The organism is Deinococcus multiflagellatus (assembly GCF_020166415.1).
GTDB classification, from domain to species: Bacteria; Deinococcota; Deinococci; order Deinococcales; family Deinococcaceae; genus Deinococcus; species Deinococcus multiflagellatus.
This window is the reverse complement of the sequence record NZ_JAIQXV010000008.1, coordinates 82,375-99,921: the sequence shown is the minus strand read 5'-3', so window position 1 is coordinate 99,921 and position 17,547 is coordinate 82,375. Positions and strand designations below refer to the sequence as shown.

General features: G+C 68.1%; 18 protein-coding genes and 1 tRNA gene. 9 read left to right on the top strand and 10 right to left on the bottom strand.

Annotated elements, in window-relative coordinates; translation table 11 throughout:
- Nucleotides 1-21: 21 nt before the first annotated feature.
- Entirely contained in the window at nucleotides 22-393 is a 372-nt protein-coding gene (locus K7W41_RS11590; RefSeq protein ID WP_224608597.1) for an endonuclease domain-containing protein, read from the bottom strand.
- Between the two features lie 110 nt (nucleotides 394-503).
- Here K7W41_RS11590 and purF point away from each other — a divergent pair, with 110 nt between their 5' ends.
- On the top strand, nucleotides 504-1,922 hold the full coding sequence (gene purF / locus K7W41_RS11585; protein ID WP_224608414.1) for an amidophosphoribosyltransferase: 1,419 nt from the start codon (nucleotides 504-506) through the stop codon (nucleotides 1,920-1,922).
- 56 nt (nucleotides 1,923-1,978) lie between these two features.
- Here the strand turns inward: purF and K7W41_RS11580 are convergent, their stop codons facing one another.
- Complete coding sequence (locus K7W41_RS11580; protein WP_224608411.1) at nucleotides 1,979-2,761, bottom strand: SDR family oxidoreductase; 783 nt, start codon at nucleotides 2,759-2,761, stop codon at nucleotides 1,979-1,981.
- A gap of 140 nt (nucleotides 2,762-2,901) precedes the next feature.
- On the opposite strand from K7W41_RS11580, the gene K7W41_RS11575 reads away from it, so the two are divergent.
- The 4 genes from K7W41_RS11575 to K7W41_RS11560 all read left to right on the top strand — a co-directional run bounded on the left by K7W41_RS11575 (nucleotide 2,902) and on the right by K7W41_RS11560 (nucleotide 5,387).
- Complete coding sequence (locus K7W41_RS11575; RefSeq protein ID WP_224608408.1) at nucleotides 2,902-3,108, top strand: YwbE family protein; 207 nt, start codon at nucleotides 2,902-2,904, stop codon at nucleotides 3,106-3,108.
- A 210-nt stretch (nucleotides 3,109-3,318) separates the two neighbouring features.
- Nucleotides 3,319-4,458: a M48 family metalloprotease gene (locus tag K7W41_RS11570; RefSeq protein ID WP_224608405.1), complete on the top strand. Its 1,140-nt coding sequence runs from the start codon at nucleotides 3,319-3,321 to the stop codon at nucleotides 4,456-4,458.
- A gap of 299 nt (nucleotides 4,459-4,757) precedes the next feature.
- Complete coding sequence (locus tag K7W41_RS11565; RefSeq protein WP_224608402.1) at nucleotides 4,758-4,949, top strand: hypothetical protein; 192 nt, start codon at nucleotides 4,758-4,760, stop codon at nucleotides 4,947-4,949.
- 144 nt (nucleotides 4,950-5,093) lie between these two features.
- Nucleotides 5,094-5,387, top strand: a complete 294-nt coding sequence (locus tag K7W41_RS11560) for an addiction module toxin RelE (protein WP_224608399.1) — start codon at nucleotides 5,094-5,096, stop codon at nucleotides 5,385-5,387.
- Between the two features lie 67 nt (nucleotides 5,388-5,454).
- Here K7W41_RS11560 and K7W41_RS11555 read toward each other — a convergent pair whose 3' ends face one another.
- The 3 genes from K7W41_RS11555 to K7W41_RS11545 all read right to left on the bottom strand — a co-directional run bounded on the left by K7W41_RS11555 (nucleotide 5,455) and on the right by K7W41_RS11545 (nucleotide 8,222).
- Nucleotides 5,455-6,636, bottom strand: coding sequence for a hypothetical protein (locus tag K7W41_RS11555; RefSeq protein WP_224608396.1), 1,182 nt, complete (start codon nucleotides 6,634-6,636; stop codon nucleotides 5,455-5,457).
- A 383-nt stretch (nucleotides 6,637-7,019) separates the two neighbouring features.
- Nucleotides 7,020-7,277: a hypothetical protein gene (locus tag K7W41_RS11550; RefSeq protein WP_224608393.1), complete on the bottom strand. Its 258-nt coding sequence runs from the start codon at nucleotides 7,275-7,277 to the stop codon at nucleotides 7,020-7,022.
- Between the two features lie 69 nt (nucleotides 7,278-7,346).
- Nucleotides 7,347-8,222 (bottom strand): SMP-30/gluconolactonase/LRE family protein, encoded by an 876-nt coding sequence (locus K7W41_RS11545; protein ID WP_224608390.1) that lies wholly within the window; start codon nucleotides 8,220-8,222, stop codon nucleotides 7,347-7,349.
- A gap of 138 nt (nucleotides 8,223-8,360) precedes the next feature.
- Here K7W41_RS11545 and K7W41_RS11540 point away from each other — a divergent pair, with 138 nt between their 5' ends.
- Entirely contained in the window at nucleotides 8,361-11,207 is a 2,847-nt protein-coding gene (locus K7W41_RS11540) for a 2-oxoglutarate dehydrogenase E1 component (protein WP_224608387.1), read from the top strand.
- A gap of 59 nt (nucleotides 11,208-11,266) precedes the next feature.
- On the opposite strand, the gene K7W41_RS11535 is transcribed toward K7W41_RS11540, so the two are convergent.
- A tRNA-OTHER gene (locus tag K7W41_RS11535) sits at nucleotides 11,267-11,387 on the bottom strand.
- A 353-nt stretch (nucleotides 11,388-11,740) separates the two neighbouring features.
- Nucleotides 11,741-12,475 (bottom strand): DUF7873 family protein, encoded by a 735-nt coding sequence (locus tag K7W41_RS11530; protein ID WP_224608384.1) that lies wholly within the window; start codon nucleotides 12,473-12,475, stop codon nucleotides 11,741-11,743.
- A 202-nt stretch (nucleotides 12,476-12,677) separates the two neighbouring features.
- On the opposite strand from K7W41_RS11530, the gene odhB reads away from it, so the two are divergent.
- The gene (gene odhB / locus K7W41_RS11525) at nucleotides 12,678-13,973 is read left to right on the top strand and encodes a 2-oxoglutarate dehydrogenase complex dihydrolipoyllysine-residue succinyltransferase (protein WP_224608346.1); all 1,296 of its coding nucleotides are present in this window, start codon (nucleotides 12,678-12,680) and stop codon (nucleotides 13,971-13,973) included.
- A gap of 138 nt (nucleotides 13,974-14,111) precedes the next feature.
- The gene (locus K7W41_RS11520) at nucleotides 14,112-14,597 is read left to right on the top strand and encodes a hypothetical protein (protein ID WP_224608343.1); all 486 of its coding nucleotides are present in this window, start codon (nucleotides 14,112-14,114) and stop codon (nucleotides 14,595-14,597) included.
- A gap of 3 nt (nucleotides 14,598-14,600) precedes the next feature.
- Here K7W41_RS11520 and ubiE read toward each other — a convergent pair whose 3' ends face one another.
- From ubiE to K7W41_RS11505, 3 genes are read right to left on the bottom strand one after another with little or no spacing between them, the layout of a single operon-like run.
- Nucleotides 14,601-15,320 carry a bifunctional demethylmenaquinone methyltransferase/2-methoxy-6-polyprenyl-1,4-benzoquinol methylase UbiE gene (gene ubiE / locus K7W41_RS11515; protein WP_224608340.1) on the bottom strand — a complete coding sequence of 240 codons (720 nt, stop codon included), beginning with the start codon at nucleotides 15,318-15,320 and terminating at the stop codon, nucleotides 14,601-14,603.
- Between the two features lie 51 nt (nucleotides 15,321-15,371).
- On the bottom strand, nucleotides 15,372-15,752 hold the full coding sequence (locus tag K7W41_RS11510; protein ID WP_224608337.1) for a hypothetical protein: 381 nt from the start codon (nucleotides 15,750-15,752) through the stop codon (nucleotides 15,372-15,374).
- Nucleotides 15,753-15,757: 5 nt separating this feature from the next.
- Entirely contained in the window at nucleotides 15,758-16,948 is a 1,191-nt protein-coding gene (locus K7W41_RS11505; protein ID WP_224608334.1) for a BioF/Kbl family PLP-dependent acyltransferase, read from the bottom strand.
- Between the two features lie 65 nt (nucleotides 16,949-17,013).
- Here K7W41_RS11505 and K7W41_RS11500 point away from each other — a divergent pair, with 65 nt between their 5' ends.
- Nucleotides 17,014-17,544 (top strand): WapI family immunity protein, encoded by a 531-nt coding sequence (locus K7W41_RS11500; protein ID WP_224608332.1) that lies wholly within the window; start codon nucleotides 17,014-17,016, stop codon nucleotides 17,542-17,544.
- Nucleotides 17,545-17,547 lie beyond the last annotated feature (3 nt).

The window sequence follows — 17,547 nt, the reverse complement described above, 5'->3', positions numbered from 1 at the left end:
GAGGGCTGGGGTGAGGGGAGACTACGACCCACTCACCGAATGCCCAAGTTCTTCCTGAATTCGCATCAGAACGCCGTCCAGATTGCCCCGCACCTCATGGTTCCAGAACCGCAGGACCCGAAACGTGCGGCCATTCAGATACGCCGTGCGCGCAGCGTCGTAGGCCTGTCCAGCGAGCTGGGCATGTTGCCCACCGTCCACCTCAACGACCAAGGCGCGCTCGAAACACACGAAGTCGGCTATGTAGAAGCCCAGAGGCTGCTGACGGCGAAATTTGACTCCCAGCTGCTCATTTCTGAGGGCGGCCCACAAGATCCGTTCCTCTGGTGTCGCGTCACGACGAAGACGCCGCGCTCGCTGCGTTCCTTCAGCATGTGTAAATCGCAATGCCATCAGCGTCAATATTGCGACTTGCATCACCTCAGCGCTGCTCACTTTGCGACCCAGTTCCCCTCTCCCCAGCCCTCTCCCGCAAGGGGAGAGGGAGCCTCAAGGACTCACCCATGATCTTCGACCCCGCCACCGACAAACCCCAGGACGAATGCGGCGTGTTCGGCCTGTATTCACCCGAACCCAACGACCTCGCCTGGTTGACCTACCTGGGCCTGTTCGCCCTGCAGCACCGGGGCCAGGAAGCGGCGGGCATGTGCGTCAGTGACGGCGAGCGCTTTCATGTGGAAAAAGACCTGGGGCTGGTCACGCAGGTGTTCGACGAGCGGCGCCTGGACGCGGTGCGGCTGGCCAACGCGCGCGTGAGCATTGGGCATGTGCGTTACAGCACCACCGGCAGTAACCTGCGCTTCAACGCCCAGCCGCTGACCACCCGCACGAACAAAGGGATTCTGGGCCTGGCGCACAACGGCAACTTCGTGAACGCCCGCGAGGTCCGCAACGCCATGCTGATGCAGGGCGCGCTGTTCCAGACGACCAACGACAGCGAGGTGATGCTCAACCTGATTGCCCGCGAGGCTGACCTGGACCTCGTGGAGGCCACCGCCGCCGCCATGAAGGAACTGCGCGGCGGCTTTGCCTGCGTCCTCATGAGCCGCACGCAACTGCTGGGCTTCCGCGACCCCAACGGCGTGCGCCCTCTGGTGATTGGCCAGCGCGACGACGGCGCGTATGTCATGGCCTCTGAGCCCTGCGCCCTGTACGCGGTGGGCGCGCGGCTGATCCGCGACGTGCAGCCCGGCGAACTGGTGTGGGTGGACCGCAGCGGCCTGCATTCGCTGATGGTGGAGCCCCGGGTGCCCACCCCGTGCGCCTTCGAGTGGATCTACTTTGCCCGCTCGGACAGCCAGCTGGACGGCGTGGACAGCCACGAGAGCCGCATTCGCATGGGCCACCAGCTGGCCAAGGAGCACCCCGTGGAGGCCGATATCGTGGTGCCCGTGCCCGACAGTGGGATTGGCGCGGCCATCGGCTACGCGCGGGAAAGCGGCATTCCCTTTGACTACGGGCTGTACAAAAACCCGTACGCGGGGCGCACCTTCATCGCTCCCACGCAGGAAGCGCGCGAGCTGAAGGTGAAGATGAAGCTCTCGCCCACCAGCGCGGTGCGGGGCAAGCGCGTGGTGCTGGTGGACGACTCGATCGTGCGCGGCACCACCAGCCGCCAGATCGTGAACCTGCTGCGCGAGGCGGGCGCCACCGAGGTGCATTTCCGGGTCAGCAGCCCGCCCATCAAGCACCCGTGCTTTTACGGCATTGACACCGCCGCCCGCAAGGAACTGGTCGCCAGCACGCACAGCATCGAGGAAATCCGGGAGCTGATCGGTGCCGACACCCTGACCTTTATCAGCGAACAGGGCATTCGGGAGGCCGTGAACGGGCCGGGCCTGTGCCTGGCGTGTTTCAACGGGGAATACCCGGCGGGCACGCCCCTGCTGAACGACGTGGACAAGCTGGCGCTGGAGGTGTAAAGCGCGTTCCCTCCAGGCCCCGCCCTCTATCTGGGCGGGGCCTCTCCTTTTCCCCTCTACCGCAGCAGCGAGGCGCCGCCGTCCACGTACAGCTCAATGCCGGAGACATGCCGCCCCAGGTCCGAGGCCAGGAACAGGCAGGCGTCGGCGACGTCCACCGGCTCGCCCTCGCCGCCGTGCAGGGCGGGGCTGCCTTTGGGAAGTTCCACCTCAATGCCAATGCGCTCGGTGTGGCGCTGGTCGGTGCGGTCCTGAATGTTGGTGTGAATCAGGCCGGGGCACACCGCGTTGCAGCGGATGTTGTGCCGGCCCAGTTCCAGCGCGATCATCTTGGCAAAGGCCACCTGCCCGGCCTTGGAGGCGCTGTAGGCACTGGCCCCCGGCGTGGAAAAGGTGCGGTTGCCGTTCACGCTGCTGGTGATCAGGATGCTGCCACCCCCCGCGCGCTTCAGGTGCGGCACGGCGTAATGCACGGTCAGGTAGGTGCCGCGCAGGTTGATGCTCTGGGTCTTGTCCCACTCCTCGGGCTGCAGCTCGTCAATGGGGGCCCACACACCGTTGATGCCCGCGTTGGCAAACACGATGTCCAGGCGCCCGTACGCGGCCACCGTCGCCTCAATGGCGTCCCGCACCGAGTCGGCGTCGCTCACGTCGCACTGGAGGTACAGTGCCTCACCACCTGCGCGGGCAATCTCGCTGCGTAATTTCTCGCCCTCCTCAGGCTGCACGTCCGCCAGGACCACGCGCGCGCCTTCCTGCGCAAACCGCCGCGCCGTGCCCGCGCCAATGCCGCTGGCGCCGCCCGTAATAAAGGCCACCTTGCCGTCTAACATGCCCATGTGCGCTCGCCTCCTGTGGACTGAACTTGCGGTGGGGTGCCTGCTTGCCCGTGCAGGGTAAACCGCGCCCCCAGCCCAAGCCTGATGCCCGCCTTGACCGTCCGATCACGTTGGGCGCAAGTGTGGCGTACCGTGCGGTCATGGATCCTCCCCGTTCCCAGATTCGCCCCGGCCTCACCGTGGACATCGTGCAGAAACAGGACCAAGCTTCGGGGCGGCTCACCCGTGGGGTGGTCGCGGCCCTGCTCACCCGCTCGCCCTCGCACCCCCACGGCATCAAGGTGCGCCTGACCACCGGACAGGTGGGCCGGGTGCAGGCGGTGGTCTCCCCCGGCGGGGGCGAGTAAAGCTGGGCAGCAGACGCGGCTGGCTGTCCCTATGCTGGGGCTGTGACGTCGACAGCGGCTGCCAGTTCCATTGAAGGGCTCAACAGCAGCCCTTCAACTCCACTTCTGCCGCTGTCTTTCACGGAGACTCACTTCGTTCGCCCCAACGTCGTTGAAGGGGGGCCCTCCAACGACGTTGGGTTCCGCTATGAACTTGCCCCGCAGAGCGCAATGGACCGGGTGTGGCAGCGGGTGGCGGACCGCGAAGCCGCGCGCCTGCGTGACCTGTTTACCGCTCATGCCTCGCCCACCGTGCCCCCCCGGGCGGCGCTGGGCCACGCGCTGGCCGCGCTGGTGCTGCTGGGCTTTGCGGCGCTGGCCCTGCTGGGCGGGTGGCTGCTGCTGCGCGCGCTGGGGCTGGGAGGGCTGAGCCAGGGCACCCGGATCGCCTGTGGGCTGGGGGCCTTGCCCCTGCTGCTGTTTGCCTGGACCGCGCGGCCCCGCGTTCACCGCATTGAAGGGGCGCGCCTGACTGAAGCCCAGGCCCCCGAACTACACGCGCTGCTGCGCCGGGTGGGCGAGGCGGCCGGGGTGACGCGCCCGGTGCAGATCGTCCTGACGCCAGAGGCCAACGCCTTCATGGGCCTGCACGGGCCGCGCCGCGAACCCACGCTGGGCCTGGGGCTGGCGCTGTGGTACGGCCTGGGCCCGCAGGAACGGGTGGCGCTGCTGGCCCACGAACTCGCGCACCTGAAAAATGGCGATCCCACCCGGGGCGGGCTGGTGCACCACGCGCTGACCGTGCTGGAGCAGACCGTCAGCGTCCTGTGGCCCGACCCCATTATGGAGGCGCGCGCCACTCTGCCCGAAAAAGTGGGGAACCTGCTCCTCAAGGGCGCAGCCCTGCTGCCCCTGGGCCTGGCCCACCTGCTGCTGGGGCTGGTGGGGGCCGGCCAGCAGGCGGCCGAATACCGCGCGGATCTGCTGGCCGCGCGGGTGGCTGGCTCGGCGGCCAAGGCAGGCCTGCTGGACCGGCTGCACATGGCCCACCTGCTGGACAGCGCCCTGCACAAGCAGCGCCACCAGCCCCAGCGCCCCCACGCCTTTGCCGAGTTCCGCCACATGCTCGACACCCTGCCGCCGGCGCAGTGGCAGCAGGCCCGCCAGGAGCAAGCGCAGCACCGCGTGCGCCTGGACCAGTCGCACCCCCCCACCGCCGACCGGCTGCAGGTGGTGCAGGCGTGGCCCAGTGCGCCGCAGCTCACCCTCAGCAGCGCCGAGGCCGCCCGGATTGACGCCGAACTGCTGCCCTTCGTGCCGGCCCTGGAGGCCGCCGCGACCGAGGCCTACCGCGACCGCATTTCGCGCTGAGAGCGTCGGCCGTGTGGCTCCACAGAGCCCTCGATTCTTCCGAAGCCGCCTCTTTTCCGGGAAGTCATAACGCAGGGCCCAGGAGCACTCCCGCCCCAGGGCGTCGCTTGAGCCGCCCCTCAGGCGCCCTTCATAGGGTGCCCACCCGTACGTTCTGGGCGCGGGGGCTGCGCTTTGCTGGGGGTGTTCGTCCCGGGGCAGTCCTCCCCTGCCCACGCCGGAGCCGTCTGCTCTGCGTGCCCCCGGCCTGGCCCTGGCGGGGCCAGCCCCCCTGTCCTCTTTTTCCCGGAGGTGTGGCTATGAAACTGCACAACATCCTGTATCTGCTGGGCTTCGGCTCGATTCTGCTCAGTGCCTCGCAATACTTTAAAGACGAGTCCTCGGACAAGGAGCGCGACGGCCTGTTCGTGGGCCACTGGGCGCCCACCTTCTTTATTCTGGGCAAGATTGCCGAGGACAAGGCCCGCCTCAACCGCGCCCTGACTGAGTAGGGCCGCGCCGCCCTTTGCCGCTGTGCCAGTGCCCCGAGGGGTGGACTGGTGCAGCGGCCTTTGTGGTGAACGGTGACGGGGCCTGAAGACCTCCCTCACCGCCCTTCATGGCCCCTGGCCTACGGTCAGGCCCAGGAGGTCCCCATGCCCAAAGCCTGGACCAACAAAGACGAGCGGCAGTACGAGCACATCAAAGGCAGTGCCCTGGAACGCGGCGAACCCGAAGACCGCGCCGAAGAGATTGCCGCCCGCACGGTGAACAAGCACCGCCGCGAGGAAGGGCGCACGCCGAACACGCGCACCCAGGGCACCGGCAACCCCAACAGGGCCCTGGCCGAGCTGACCCGCGACGAGCTGTACAACCGCGCCCGCGAGCAGGGGATCAGGGGCCGCAGCGCCATGAGCAAGGCGCAACTGGTCGCCGCGCTGGGCGGTTAAAGAGCTGGGGCCACGAAAGGAGGCCGGTGCAGCGAATGCACCGGCCTCCCCTCTTTTCCTGCCCTGCTTATTTGCCGTTGCCGTTGCCGTTGCCATTCCCGTTGCCGGGAGGGGGCGTGGTGGGGCAGCCCTCGGGCGGCGCGGGGATGATGTCGCCGTGGCCCTCGTGGGCGCTGAGGGCATTGCGGCTGATCGTGATCAGGTTGTAGGGGTTGTTGGCGCTGCCCGTGGCGTGGCAGATCGTCACCTTGTCATTGTCCGAGCCGCCTCCAGGCGGGGTGGGGCTGGGGGGCGCCGGGTTGGGCGGGGTGGGGCTGGGTGGAGTCGGGCTGGGTGGGGTCGGGCTGGGGGCCGCACCGCTGGCCGTGGTGGGGCACCCTTCGGCGGGCGCCGGGATGATGTCACCGTGGCCCTCGTGGGCGCTCAGGGCGTTGCGGCTGACGGTGATTAGGTTGTAGGGATTGGTCTCGCTGCCCGTGCGGTGGCAGATGGTCACCTTGTCGTTATCCGAGCCGCCTTCAGGGGGCGTGGGGGCGGGTGGCGCGGGGTTGGGGGGCGTGGGGCTGGGCGGCGTAGGGGACGGCGGCGTGGGAGAGGGCGGCGTGGTGCCGGGGGCGCTCACGGTGACCGGGCAGCCGCCCGCAGGCGCGGGGATAATGTCGCCGTGGTTGCGGTGGGCGCTCAGGGCATTGGCGCTCACCGTGATCAGGGTATAGGGGTTCGTGGCGCTGCCGGTGCGGTGGCAGATGGTCACGCGCCCACTCGTGCCGCCCGCAGGCGGGGTGGCAACGGGGGGCGTGGTGCCGCCCGCCACCGGGGCCGTGACGGGCGTGGGGGTCGCCACAGGCGCGGGAGCGGGCAACTGGCCGGGCAGCAGGGTTACCGGTGCCACCGGTAGCAGGCGCACGCTGCCCACGGCCACGGGGGTGCCGGGGGCCACTGGCGTCTGCAGTTCGTAGCGCTGCGCCCCGGTGCCGCGCGTGACCACCACGGCCGTGGCGGGCGCACTGCCCGCGGCCAGCAGGACCGTGGGCCCGCGCACGGTGGCGGCCACCACGTTGCGCCCGGTGACCAGGGTCAGGACGCCGCCGCCCCGCTGCAGATCGGCCAGCGTCACCGGGGTCACGGGCACCGCCGTACCAAATGGGTTGATGGTGGTGCCCGCCGGGCGCGACACCGCCGGACCACCGCCCGCGAGGGCAGGGGTCAGCAGCAACAGGGCAAGAGAAAGGGCGCGTTTACCGTTCATATCGGCCTCCTGGGAAGGGCACTGCTTGGAATGTCCACCGATGGTAGGAGGCCGGCGCCCGGCTGTCTTTTAAGTGACGTTGGTTTTTCTGTGTTACACCACACGGTTGAAGAACCCCTCAAGGGCCGCCTCATCTGGGGACGGACGGGGTTGAGGGCAGGCGCCGGCTGGGCCGCCGCCCCAAAGGCCTTGGACCGTGGCGCGCATAGGGGCCTCTTCTTGGCCTCCATGCGGTGAGCAGCGGAGCGTTTGAGCGGATTTGACCGCCGAGCCTTGTGTGGCGCGCAAGCCTCCCCCCCCACCAACAGTTGACCCCCGCGTGGCCCCAGAACACCTCCAGGGCACGCGGGGGCGTCTCAGGCCGCTCAACGGCAGCGCAGGCGTTAAGGGCGCCCGGCTTCAGTATCAGGGCGCGGCCGTTCAGCGCGGCGCAGGCCCAGTCCGGCCAGGAGCCCGCCCACTGCGGCCAGCCCCACAGTGATCAGCACGTTGTTCAGCGGGCTGGGAAAGTTGGTGCTGCGGTTGGCGTTGGCCACAGCGTGCAACTGGTTGATGTCAATGACATCCTTGCCCAGCAGCACCGCCGCAGCGATGAGCAGAATGACGCCAAGCAGCAGGGCCACGCGCGACAGCAGGTACATGCCCCAGTGTAGGCACCCGGCCCCCGGCGCGGCCTTCAGGCGTTCTTGGGGCTGTGGCCCGCCGAGCCCTCAGCCGCGCACCCGGGTGGGCACGCGCCAGAATTCGGTGCTGGCCGTCACGTACAGCGTGGTGCCCTCCGGCCCGCCGAAGCACAGGTTGCTGACCGTCTGGGGAAAGAGGATGCGGCCCAGTTCCTGGCCGTCCGCGCTCAGCACATGTACCCCGTCCCCGGCGCTGCTCCAGATGCGCCCGGCCCCGTCCACGCGCAGGCCGTCGGTCTTGCCGGGCGCCACGCGGAAGTGCTCACCCGCGCAGGTGGCGCGGCCATCTGGCTCCACCTCGTAGCGGTAGGTGACGCCGTCGCCCGTGTCGGCCAGCAGCAGCGTGCGGGCGTCAGCAAAGACGAGGCCGTTGGGCTTCTGGCGGTCGCGGATGGGGGCGGTCAGTTCGCCGTCCGGGCCCAGGCGAAACACCCAGCGGCCCGGCAGTTCCATGGGCGCGCCGGTGCCGCCTTCCTCCGGCTTGTCCAGACCGTAGCTGGGGTCCGAGAACCACAGGCTGCCGTCGGGGTGCAGGGCCACGTCGTTGGGGGAATTGAATCTGTGGCCTTCAAAGCGCTCAGCCAGGGTGGTCCAGGTGCCGTCTTCTTCCTGGCGCAGCAGCGCGCGCTGGCCGTGCGAGCAGGCGATCAGGCGCCCCTGGGCGTCCAGGCAGTGGCCGTTCTGGTGGCCGCTGGGGTTCAGTTCCTCGCGCAGCTCGCCGCCGTCCGTGTAGGCCCAGGTGCGGTTCTGGCGCACGTCGCTGAAGATCACGGCCCGGCGCGCCGGAACATACACGGGCCCCTCGGTCCAGGTAAACCCCTCGCCCAGCCGTTCGGGGGCGGCGCCTTCAGGAAAAAGGCTCAGGAACTCGGGGTGGGTGGCCTGAAAGGCGGAATGCGGCATGGGCCTATGGTGCCGCGTCTGGGGGCAGGCCGGGCCGCAGACCTCTGTCCAGCCCCTGGGAATGGTTACGCGCCCAGGGACAAACAGGCGGCGCTGGGGTGCCATTTCGCGCGACACCGGGCGGTATGCTGAGGCGTTATGACGCAGTCGCAGACGATCATGTCCGGGGGCAACGCGGCCTTTATCGAGGGGCTGTACGAGGCCTACCTGGCTGACCCGAACAGTGTGGACCCGCAGTGGCGGGCCTACTTCGACGAGGTGCGCGCCGGCGCGCCCGACACCGCGCATTCCGCCATTCAGCAGGCGTTTTACCAGCTGGGCACCCAGCGCCGGGGCCAGGCCGTGCTGCCGGTGCCCCAGGGCGTCAGCGGGGCGCAGCAGGCGGCGGGCGCCCTGATCACCGCCTACCGCGTGTACGGCCACATCAGCGCGCGCACCAACCCGCTGAAAATGCGCGGCCTGCCGGTGGTCCCCGAACTGACCCCCGAGTACTACGGCCTGTCGGCGGCCGACCTGAACGAGCACGTCCACGACAGCACGTTCAGCGGCCCGCTGGGCCAGGTCATTGAGGACCTGCGCACCACCTACTGCGGCGCCATTGGCTTTGAGTTCAACTACCTGCCCGCCACCGAGCGCGCGTGGTTTCAGGAGCGCATTGAGGCCGGGCGCGGCCGGGGCGGGTACAGCCGCGAGGAACGCCGCCGCCTGATGCAAAAGCTCACGGCCGCCGAGGGGCTGGAACTGTACCTGAAAAACAAGTACCCCGGCGTCAAGCGCTTCGGCCTGGAAGGCGGCGAGAGCTTTATTCCGCTGCTGGACCGCATTATTCAGCAGGCGGGCAAGGCGGGCGTGAAGGAAGTCGTGCTGGGCATGGCCCACCGGGGCCGCCTGAACACGCTGGTGAACATCTTCGGCAAGCCCAGCTCGGTGCTGTTCGACGAGTTCGACGGCAAGAAGAAGCTCAGCGACAACCCCGACGTAGCGGGCGACGTGAAATACCACATGGGCTATTCCAGCGACGTGCGCACGCCCGGCGGCCCCATGCACCTCGCGCTGGCCTTTAACCCCAGCCACCTGGAAATCGTCTCGCCCGTGGTGCACGGCTCGGTGCGCGCGCGCCAGGACCGCCGGGGCGACGTGGAACGGCGCAGCGTGCTGCCCATCACCGTGCACGGCGACGCGGCCGTCAGCGGGCAGGGCGTGGTCATGGAAACGCTGAACCTCTCGCGGCTGCGCGGCTTTTCCACGGGCGGGGCAGTGCGCATCGTCATCAACAACCAGGTGGGCTTTACCATCTCGGACCCGCGCGACACCCGTTCCAGCCGCTACTGCACCGACGTGGCCAAGATTGCCAACGCGCCTGTGCTGCATGTGAATGGCGACGACCCCGAAGCCGTGGCCTTCTGCGGCGACCTCGCGCTGGCCTACCGCCAGGAGTTCGGCAAGGACGTCTTCATTGACCTGATCTGCTTCCGCCGCAACGGCCACAACGAGGGCGACGAACCGCGCATGACCCAGCCGATCATGTACCGCGAGATTGACCAGCACCCCGGGACCCGCGCCCTGTACGCCAAGATGCTGGAGGGCGCGGGCGTGCTGGAGCCCGGCGAGGGCGACCGCCTGGTCGAGCGCTTCCGCGACCAGCTGGACGCGGGCGAAGCTGTGGTCGAAGAGATGGAAAACGCGGCCCAGAGCAAATTGGCCGTGGACTGGAGCGAGTACACCGGCACCCACTGGCGCGACGAGGTGCCCACCAGCGTGCCCCAGGCCAAGCTGACCGACCTGGGCCTGAAGCTGACCGAGGTCCCCGAAGGCTTCAAGGTGCACCGCACCATTGAGCGCACGGTGATCAAGCCCCGGCAGGCCATGGCGCGCGGCGAGCAGCCCCTGGACTGGGGCATGGGGGAGATGCTGGCCTACGCGACCCTGCTGGACGAGGGCTACGGCGTGCGGCTGGTGGGCCAGGACTCGGGGCGCGGCACCTTTGTGCACCGCCACGCCGTGCTGCACGACCAGAACGCCCAGGACCCCATGAACGAGGAATACATGGCCCTGGCCCACCTGCGCCCGGAGCAGGGCCGCGTGGAAGTGGTGGACTCCACCCTCTCGGAAGAAGCCGTGATGGCCTTTGAATACGGCTACTCCACCTCTGAACCCAAGGCGCTGATTGCCTGGGAAGCGCAGTTCGGGGACTTTGCCAACGGTGCGCAGGCGGTCATTGACCAGTTCCTGAGTGCGGGGGAAAGCAAGTGGCAGCGCCTCAGCGGCCTGACGCTGCTGCTGCCCCACGGCTATGAGGGCGCGGGCCCCGAGCACTCCAGCGCCCGCCTGGAGCGCTACTTGCAGCTGTGCGCCCAGAAGAACATGCAGGTGGTGGTGCCCTCAAGCGCCGCGCAGATCTTCCACCTCCTGAGGCGTCAGGTGCTGCGCCCCTACCGCAAGCCCCTGATTGTGATGACCCCCAAGAGCCTGCTGCGCAACAAGCAGGCCATGAGCCCGCTCTCGGAGCTGGCCGAGGGCCGCTTCTGCGAGGTCATTGGCGACGACACGGTGCAAAGCGCCCGGCGCGTGGTGATCAGCTCTGGCAAGCTACACTGGGAACTGGTGGAAGCGCGCGATGCCGACAAGGATGGCTACGCCGGCACCGCCCTGATTCGCCTGGAACAGCTCTACCCCTTCCCGGCCCAGGCCCTGGCCCAGGAACTGGCCAAGCACCCCGGCGCGCAGGTCGTGTGGGCCCAGGAAGAACCCGAGAACCAGGGCGCGTGGCTGATGATCTGGGAGGACCTGGAAAAGATCCTGGCCCCCGGGCAGACCCTGAAGAGCGCCACCCGCCCACGCGCCGCCAGCACCGCCGCCGGGTACGCCAGCGTGCACGCCAAGGAACAGGCCAAGGTGATTGCCGACGCCCTGGGCGAGAAGATCAGCCGCGAGGTCGTGCAGGACCAGAAGGAACTGGCCCAGACCGCGCAGCAGGACGGGTAAGGTTCACCTGAAAAGCCCCTGGGGACATCCCCGGGGGCTTTTTCTGCCCATCAAAGAGGTGGAGCGAAGGACATGTCCGGTCCTCCGCCCCTGGGGTGCCACTGAATTGCACGGGTCCACGGCGTTTAAGCGTCCGGTTCATGCTCAGCAGCCGTGCTCTCCCGGCTGAGCTACCGCTCCGTGGGTGGAGGAGCGAAGGGGTTTTGAACCCCTGACCTCGGCTTGTCCGACCGGCCGCCCTTGATTGGACCCTCAGCGGCGAATGCTCAGCTTGGAGTGGGAGCTTGAGCTTGTGTTTCGAAGGGCCGCCGCCGCCTCTACCGGTTTGGGCTACCCCGCCGCAGTGGTGGCGGGCGCAGGACTCGAACCTGCATTGAAACGCGGCCTTCCTGTCAGCTTGAGGCTGAGCCTCAGCGTGGTACTCCGAGGCTCAGGATAAAGACTAGGTCTGCACTCCACATGCGCTGGGTGGCGTACGCCAACGGAGGCGCCGGAACCCCGTATGGAGGTTCCGGCGCCGGTGTACTTATGGCTCAGCTGTCCAGCAGGTACGCAAACACCCGCTCGCCCACCTTCTGCTCGGTGACTTCAAAGCTGTTCGCTTCCTCGCGGGCAAATTTCACGGCCTGCTGCAACTTCTGCACGCGGGTCTGCAACTCGTGCACGCGCTGGGCGGGCAGGGCGCCGCTGAACTTCACGGTGCGCCAGTAGCCCACCGTCACGTCCTCGTAGTACACCTCCACCTGCGCGGGGTGCTTGTCAGTGGCCTCGGCCTTGACGTGGTTGCGCGGAATCTTGCGGGTGCGCACGGTCTGAATGGGCTCGGTGGCGTAGGCGTCGGCACCCGGGTCGAAGGTCCAGCTTTCGCTGGCGTCCAGCACGGGCAGCTTGCGCAGAAAGGTGTTCAGGTCGGTGAGCTGCTTTTCCAGAAACAGAAGGTAGCTGACCGGCACCTGTTTCAGGAGCACGCGCTCGCCCACCACCACGTCGGCCTTGGCCTGGCAGTTGGCCCAGTCCTTGGTGGCGGTCACGTCAAACAGCCCGGTCAGAATCTGGGCGGTCTGGCGCACCACCTCTTCGGCTTTCACCTGCACGCGGGTGGATTCGGGTGGCAGCAGTTCGCCTTCCTCGTCCTTGGGGCGGTAGGTGCGGGCAATACCGCCCAGCAGGGTGGGCTTTTGCAACTGCTGGTGGGCGTCGGTGAGTTCGGCAAAAGAGCGGCTTTTCACACCCTTTTCCACGGCGATAATCTGGTTCAGTCTGGTCATGGCAACACCTCCGGAGGCGGCGTCAGGCGCGCGCCCCTTGCTCTGCCCTACGCTAGCGGCCCGCCGCGCCCGCCGAAATTCGCCGCATGACGCACTGGCCCCTAAGCCAAAGGGCGCGGCCCGCCCGCAGAGACAGCCGGGCGGCCCTGGGCCTGCGTTCCCGGCCCAGTCACAGCCGCCGGGGGGTATAACAGAGGGCGTTATGGCGGACATCAAGGTTCCTGTTTTTTCCGAGTCGGTGAGCGAAGGCACGCTGCTGGCGTGGCACAAGAAGCCCGGCGATCCCGTGAAGCGCGGCGAGGTGCTGGCCGAGATTGAAACCGACAAGGTGGTGCTGGAAGTCACTGCCCTGCAAGACGGCGTGCTGGTCAGCACCGCCAAGAACGAGGGCGACACCGTCCTGAGCGAAGAGGTGCTGGGCGTGGTGGGGGACGCAGGCAGCGCGCCCGCTGCTGACCCCGCCGCTGGCCCGGTGGCGGGCGAGACCTCGGCGGGCGGCACCGCTGCGCAGCCCGACAGCGCCCAGGCGGGTGCCGCCGGCAACGAGGCCACCCGCCGCGACGACCTCTCGCCCGCCGTGCGCAAGATCGTGGCCGAGCAGGGTCTGAACCCCGCCCAGATTCCTGCCACCGGGCCCCGGGGCAACATCACCAAGGCCGACGCTGTGGCCGCCGCGCAGGGTGGCCTGACCTACCAGGGCCCCCAGGACGCCGCCCGGCCGGTGAGCCAGCAGGCCGCGCCGCCTCAGCAGCCCAGCACCCCCGCTGTGGTGCCCGCCGCCCACATTCCGGCTGGCGCGCGCCCCGAACAGCGCGTGCCCATGACGCGCATTCGCCAGCGCATTGCCGAGCGCCTGAAAGACGTGCAGAACACGGCGGCCCTGCTGACCACCTTCAACGAGGTCAACATGAAGCCGGCCATGGACCTGCGCAAGAAGTACCAGGACCAGTTCGTGGCGAAGCACGGCACCAAGCTGGGGTTCATGAGCCTGTTCGTGCGCGCGGCCACCGAGGCCCTGAAGGCCTTCCCGGTCGTCAATGCCAGCGTGGAAGGCAAGGACATCATTTACCACGGCTATTACGACATTGGCATTGCCGTGGCCAGTGACCGTGGCTTGGTGGTGCCCATCCTGCGCGACACCGACCAGATGAGCCTCGCGGGCATTGAGAAGCAGATCGCTGAATTTGCCACCAAGGCCAAGGGCGGCAAGCTGACGCTGGAGGATATGTCCGGCGGCACCTTCTCTATTACCAACGGCGGGACCTTCGGTTCCATGATGAGCACCCCCATCATCAACGCGCCCCAGAGCGCGATTCTGGGGATGCACAACATCATTGAGCGCCCCATTGCCCAGAACGGGCAGGTGGTGATCGCCCCCATGATGTACATCGCCCTGAGCTACGACCACCGCATCATTGACGGCAAGGAAGCCGTGCAGTTCTTGGTGATGATCAAGAACCTACTGGAAGACCCCGCGCGGATGCTGCTGGAACTGTAAGGGGTGATGGTCGAAGGTTGATGGTTGATGGAAACATCCCCTTCGACCGACAAGGGGCAGGCTGGCGCACCCATGACGCCGCCTGCCCTTTCTTTTTCCATCCACCATCACCCATGAACCATCACCCATAATCCCCCTATGGATGCTCTCTCAGGCCGCTTTGGCGGTGTTGCGGATGGGGTGGCCCTGCAAGCCACCTGGGACGGCGAGCGCCTGAAGGGGCGCGTGGGCGGCTACACGGACGGCACCGATGTCACGGTCTGGATTGACGAGGGCGTGCTGCTGGGCCGTGTGGGCGGGGTCACCCACGGCTTCGACGTGCGCGCGCAGATTGCGGCGGGCGTGATGACCGTGCGCCTGGGGGGCTACACCGAGGGCGTGGACGTGAGCCTGAATTTCACCCCGGACACCGTGACGGGCCGCTACGGTTCGTTTACCGACGGCCTGGACGTCAACCTGCGCCACTACGCGGGCGAGGTGCGTGGGCGCTTCGGGTCGTTCACGCGGGGGGTGGACGCCCGCATGGACCTGGGCGCGGTGCCCTTTCCGCTGGGCGCCCTGCTGCTGGCCTGCGCCCTGCGCCTGTGGCTGGGCCAGGGCCGGCTTCTCAGCGCCAGCCGCTGAGCCCTACAGCTTGTCGCCGACGTGGATGGCGGCAATGCCAAAGGTCAGCAGCCGATAGCGGGTGCGAAAACCCGTGGCCTGCATCATGCGTTCCAGCCGCGCCGGCTCGGGAAAGGCCAGCACGCTTTCGGGCAGGTAGGTGTAGGCCCCGGCGTTGCCGCTGACCAGCGCGCCTATGCGCGGCAGGACGTGCTGGAAGTAAAAGCGGAACAGGGCCCCAAACAGCCCGGGGCGGGGCGGGGGGAACTCCAGAATCACCGCCCGGCCCCCCGGCGCCAGCACCCGCCAGAATTCGGCCAGCCCGCGCTCGTAGTCGGCAAAGTTGCGAAACCCGAAGGCGCAGGTCACGGCGTCGAAACTGCCATCGGGGTAGGGCAGGTTCAGGGCGTCGCCCTCTTCCAGAGCGATCTTCAGGTGGCGGGCCTGGGCCTTCTCGCGGCCAATCGCCAGCATCTCCGGCACGAAATCGCTGCCGATCACCTCGGCTGCTGGAGCGCGGCTCTTGAGTTCCAAGGCGAAGTCGGCGGTGCCGGTGGCCACGTCTAGAACGCGGCGGGGCTGCAAGGCCAGCGCCTCCTGGGCCGCCGCGCGGCGCCAGCCCCGGTCCACGCCCAGGCTCAGCACCCGGTTCAGCAGATCGTAGCGGGGCGCAATGGCGGCGAACATCGCCTGCACGTCCTGCCCCTTGTCCTGCCGGTCGCCCACCGCTGGCCGCTTGGTCATGGGGGCATGATAGGGCGCGCCGCCCGGGACAGGAGGGAAAAAAGGGCAGGGTCAGGCAGGCCCCGCCGCCACGCGGCGCCACAGGCACTCACCCACCCCAGGCACGGTGTGGACCGTCAACCCCTTGAGTTCCATCATCCGCCGCAGCCTCAGGTTGGGCCGGGCGCAGTGCAGGGCATGCACGCGCCACTCGACAAACCCCAGCCCCTGCTGCCGCGCGTACCGGCTGGCCAGGGCCGCCAGCACGCCCTCGCCGCCGTCGTCAATCTGGGCCAGTTCGAGGATCAGGGTGTCACCCGAGACCGTGAATTGCCCCAGCACCTCCGACGAGCCGATGCGGAACACCACCGGCTCGTCCGTCAGGGCCAGGGCCCGCAGCTGCTCATCCGGCAGGGCCAGGCGTTCGTCGGCGGTGTAGCCCTCAAAGAGCACCGCCCTCAGCCCCCAATCGTGCCCAGGGCGCGGCCCACCTTCTCGTAGGCGGCCAGGGCCTGTTCCAGATCGTCGCGGGTGTGCTCGGCGGTCACGATGTTGCGGATGCGGGCCAGGGTGCGGGGCACGGTCGGGAAGCCCAGGCCCACGGCAAAAATCCCCTCGTCGAACAGGCGGCGGCTGGCCTCGAAAGCGGCGGGCGCTTCCCCGAAAATGACCGGGGTAATGGGCGTGACGCTGCCAAAGGTATCGAAGCCCAGGCGCTGCAACTCCGCCTTGAAGAAGCGGGTGTTGTCCCATAGCCGCTCCATCATGGTGGGGTCGCGCTGCACCTCGTCCAGGGCGGCGGCCAGGGCGCCCACGGTGGCCGGAGCCTGGGCGGTGGAGAACAGGTAGGGCCGGGCACGGTTGATCAGCAGCTGGCGCAGGTTGGCGTGCCCGGCCGCGTAGCCGCCCACCCCACCCCAGGCTTTGGACAGGGTGCCCACCTGAATCACGTCGTCGGCGTATTCAAAGCCGAAGTGGTGCACCGTGCCCCGGCCCTGCGCGCCCATCACGCCGCTGCCGTGGGCGTCGTCCACATAGGTCACGGCCCCGTACTTGCGGGCCACCTCAACGAGTTTGTCCAGCGGGGCCACGTCGCCGTCCATGCTGAACACCCCGTCGGTGACCACCATGATCAGGCCTTCGGTGGGGTTTTCGCGCAGCACGCGGTCCAGGTCTTCGGGGTCGGCGTGCTTGAAGACCTTGCGGGTGGCCTTGGTCAGGCGCAGGCCATCAATGATGCTGGCGTGGTTCAGCTCGTCGCTGACCACGAGGTCGCCTTCTTTCAACAGGCCGCCCAGCACGCCCTGGTTGGTGGAAAAGCCGCTGTGCAGCACCAGCGCGCTGCCGGTGTGCTTGAAGCCCGCAATCTGCTCTTCCAGTTCCTCGTGAATGCGCAGGGTGCCCGCAATGGTGCGCACGGCCCCGGCGCCCACGCCCCATTTCTCCAGGTACTCGGCGGCGCGCGCCTTCAGGGCCGGGTGGTCGGCAAAGCCCAGGTAGTTGTTGCTGGCAAGGTTCACGACCTCGCGCCCGTCCACGGTGGTGCGGGCGTGCTGCGGGGCGTCCAGCACGCGCGGGCTGATCAGCAGGCCACTTTCACGCAGGCCGGAGAGTTCGGCGCTCAGGCGGTCGGACAGGGTGACAGGCATGGGGGCAGTGTACGGGCGTGAGGGCGGGTTTGTCCGTGCGGCAGGGACGGGTAAAATCAAGAGACATGCAGTTGCAGAACGGTGGCGGCCTTCACCTGTCTCTCGAGATCGTGGACTACCAGTTTCCGGAGGCCACCGACGAATGGGACGCCAACTGGCTGAATGTGCGGCTGCATCTGCACTTGCCGGATGGCCGCACCTGGGACGTCATTGACCCCTGCCTGACCGCGCAGGAGGCGCAGCGACTGGGGACCTGGCTGAAAGAGGTGGCAGAATACGCCCCGACCTTTATTGGCTGGCAGGGGACCGTGCTGAGCAGCGAGGAATCCTTTACCGAACCCTGCTTGATGATCGCAGCCCGTTCGCCCTGGTTCAGACACCCTGAACGGGACGACCACCTGCACCTGCGCGTCACGCTGAGTTCAGAGTATCTGCCGCCCTTTGCGCACGAACTGGACCATTCACCAGCCTGGTCAGAAACTGGTGAAATCTTGGAATGCTGGCTCGACTTTCCCCTCACCGAGGAGGGTCTGCGCAAGCTGATAGCGCAGTGGGAGGCACAGATCAGCCAGTTTCCAGTTCGGCCCACACCCTGAAAG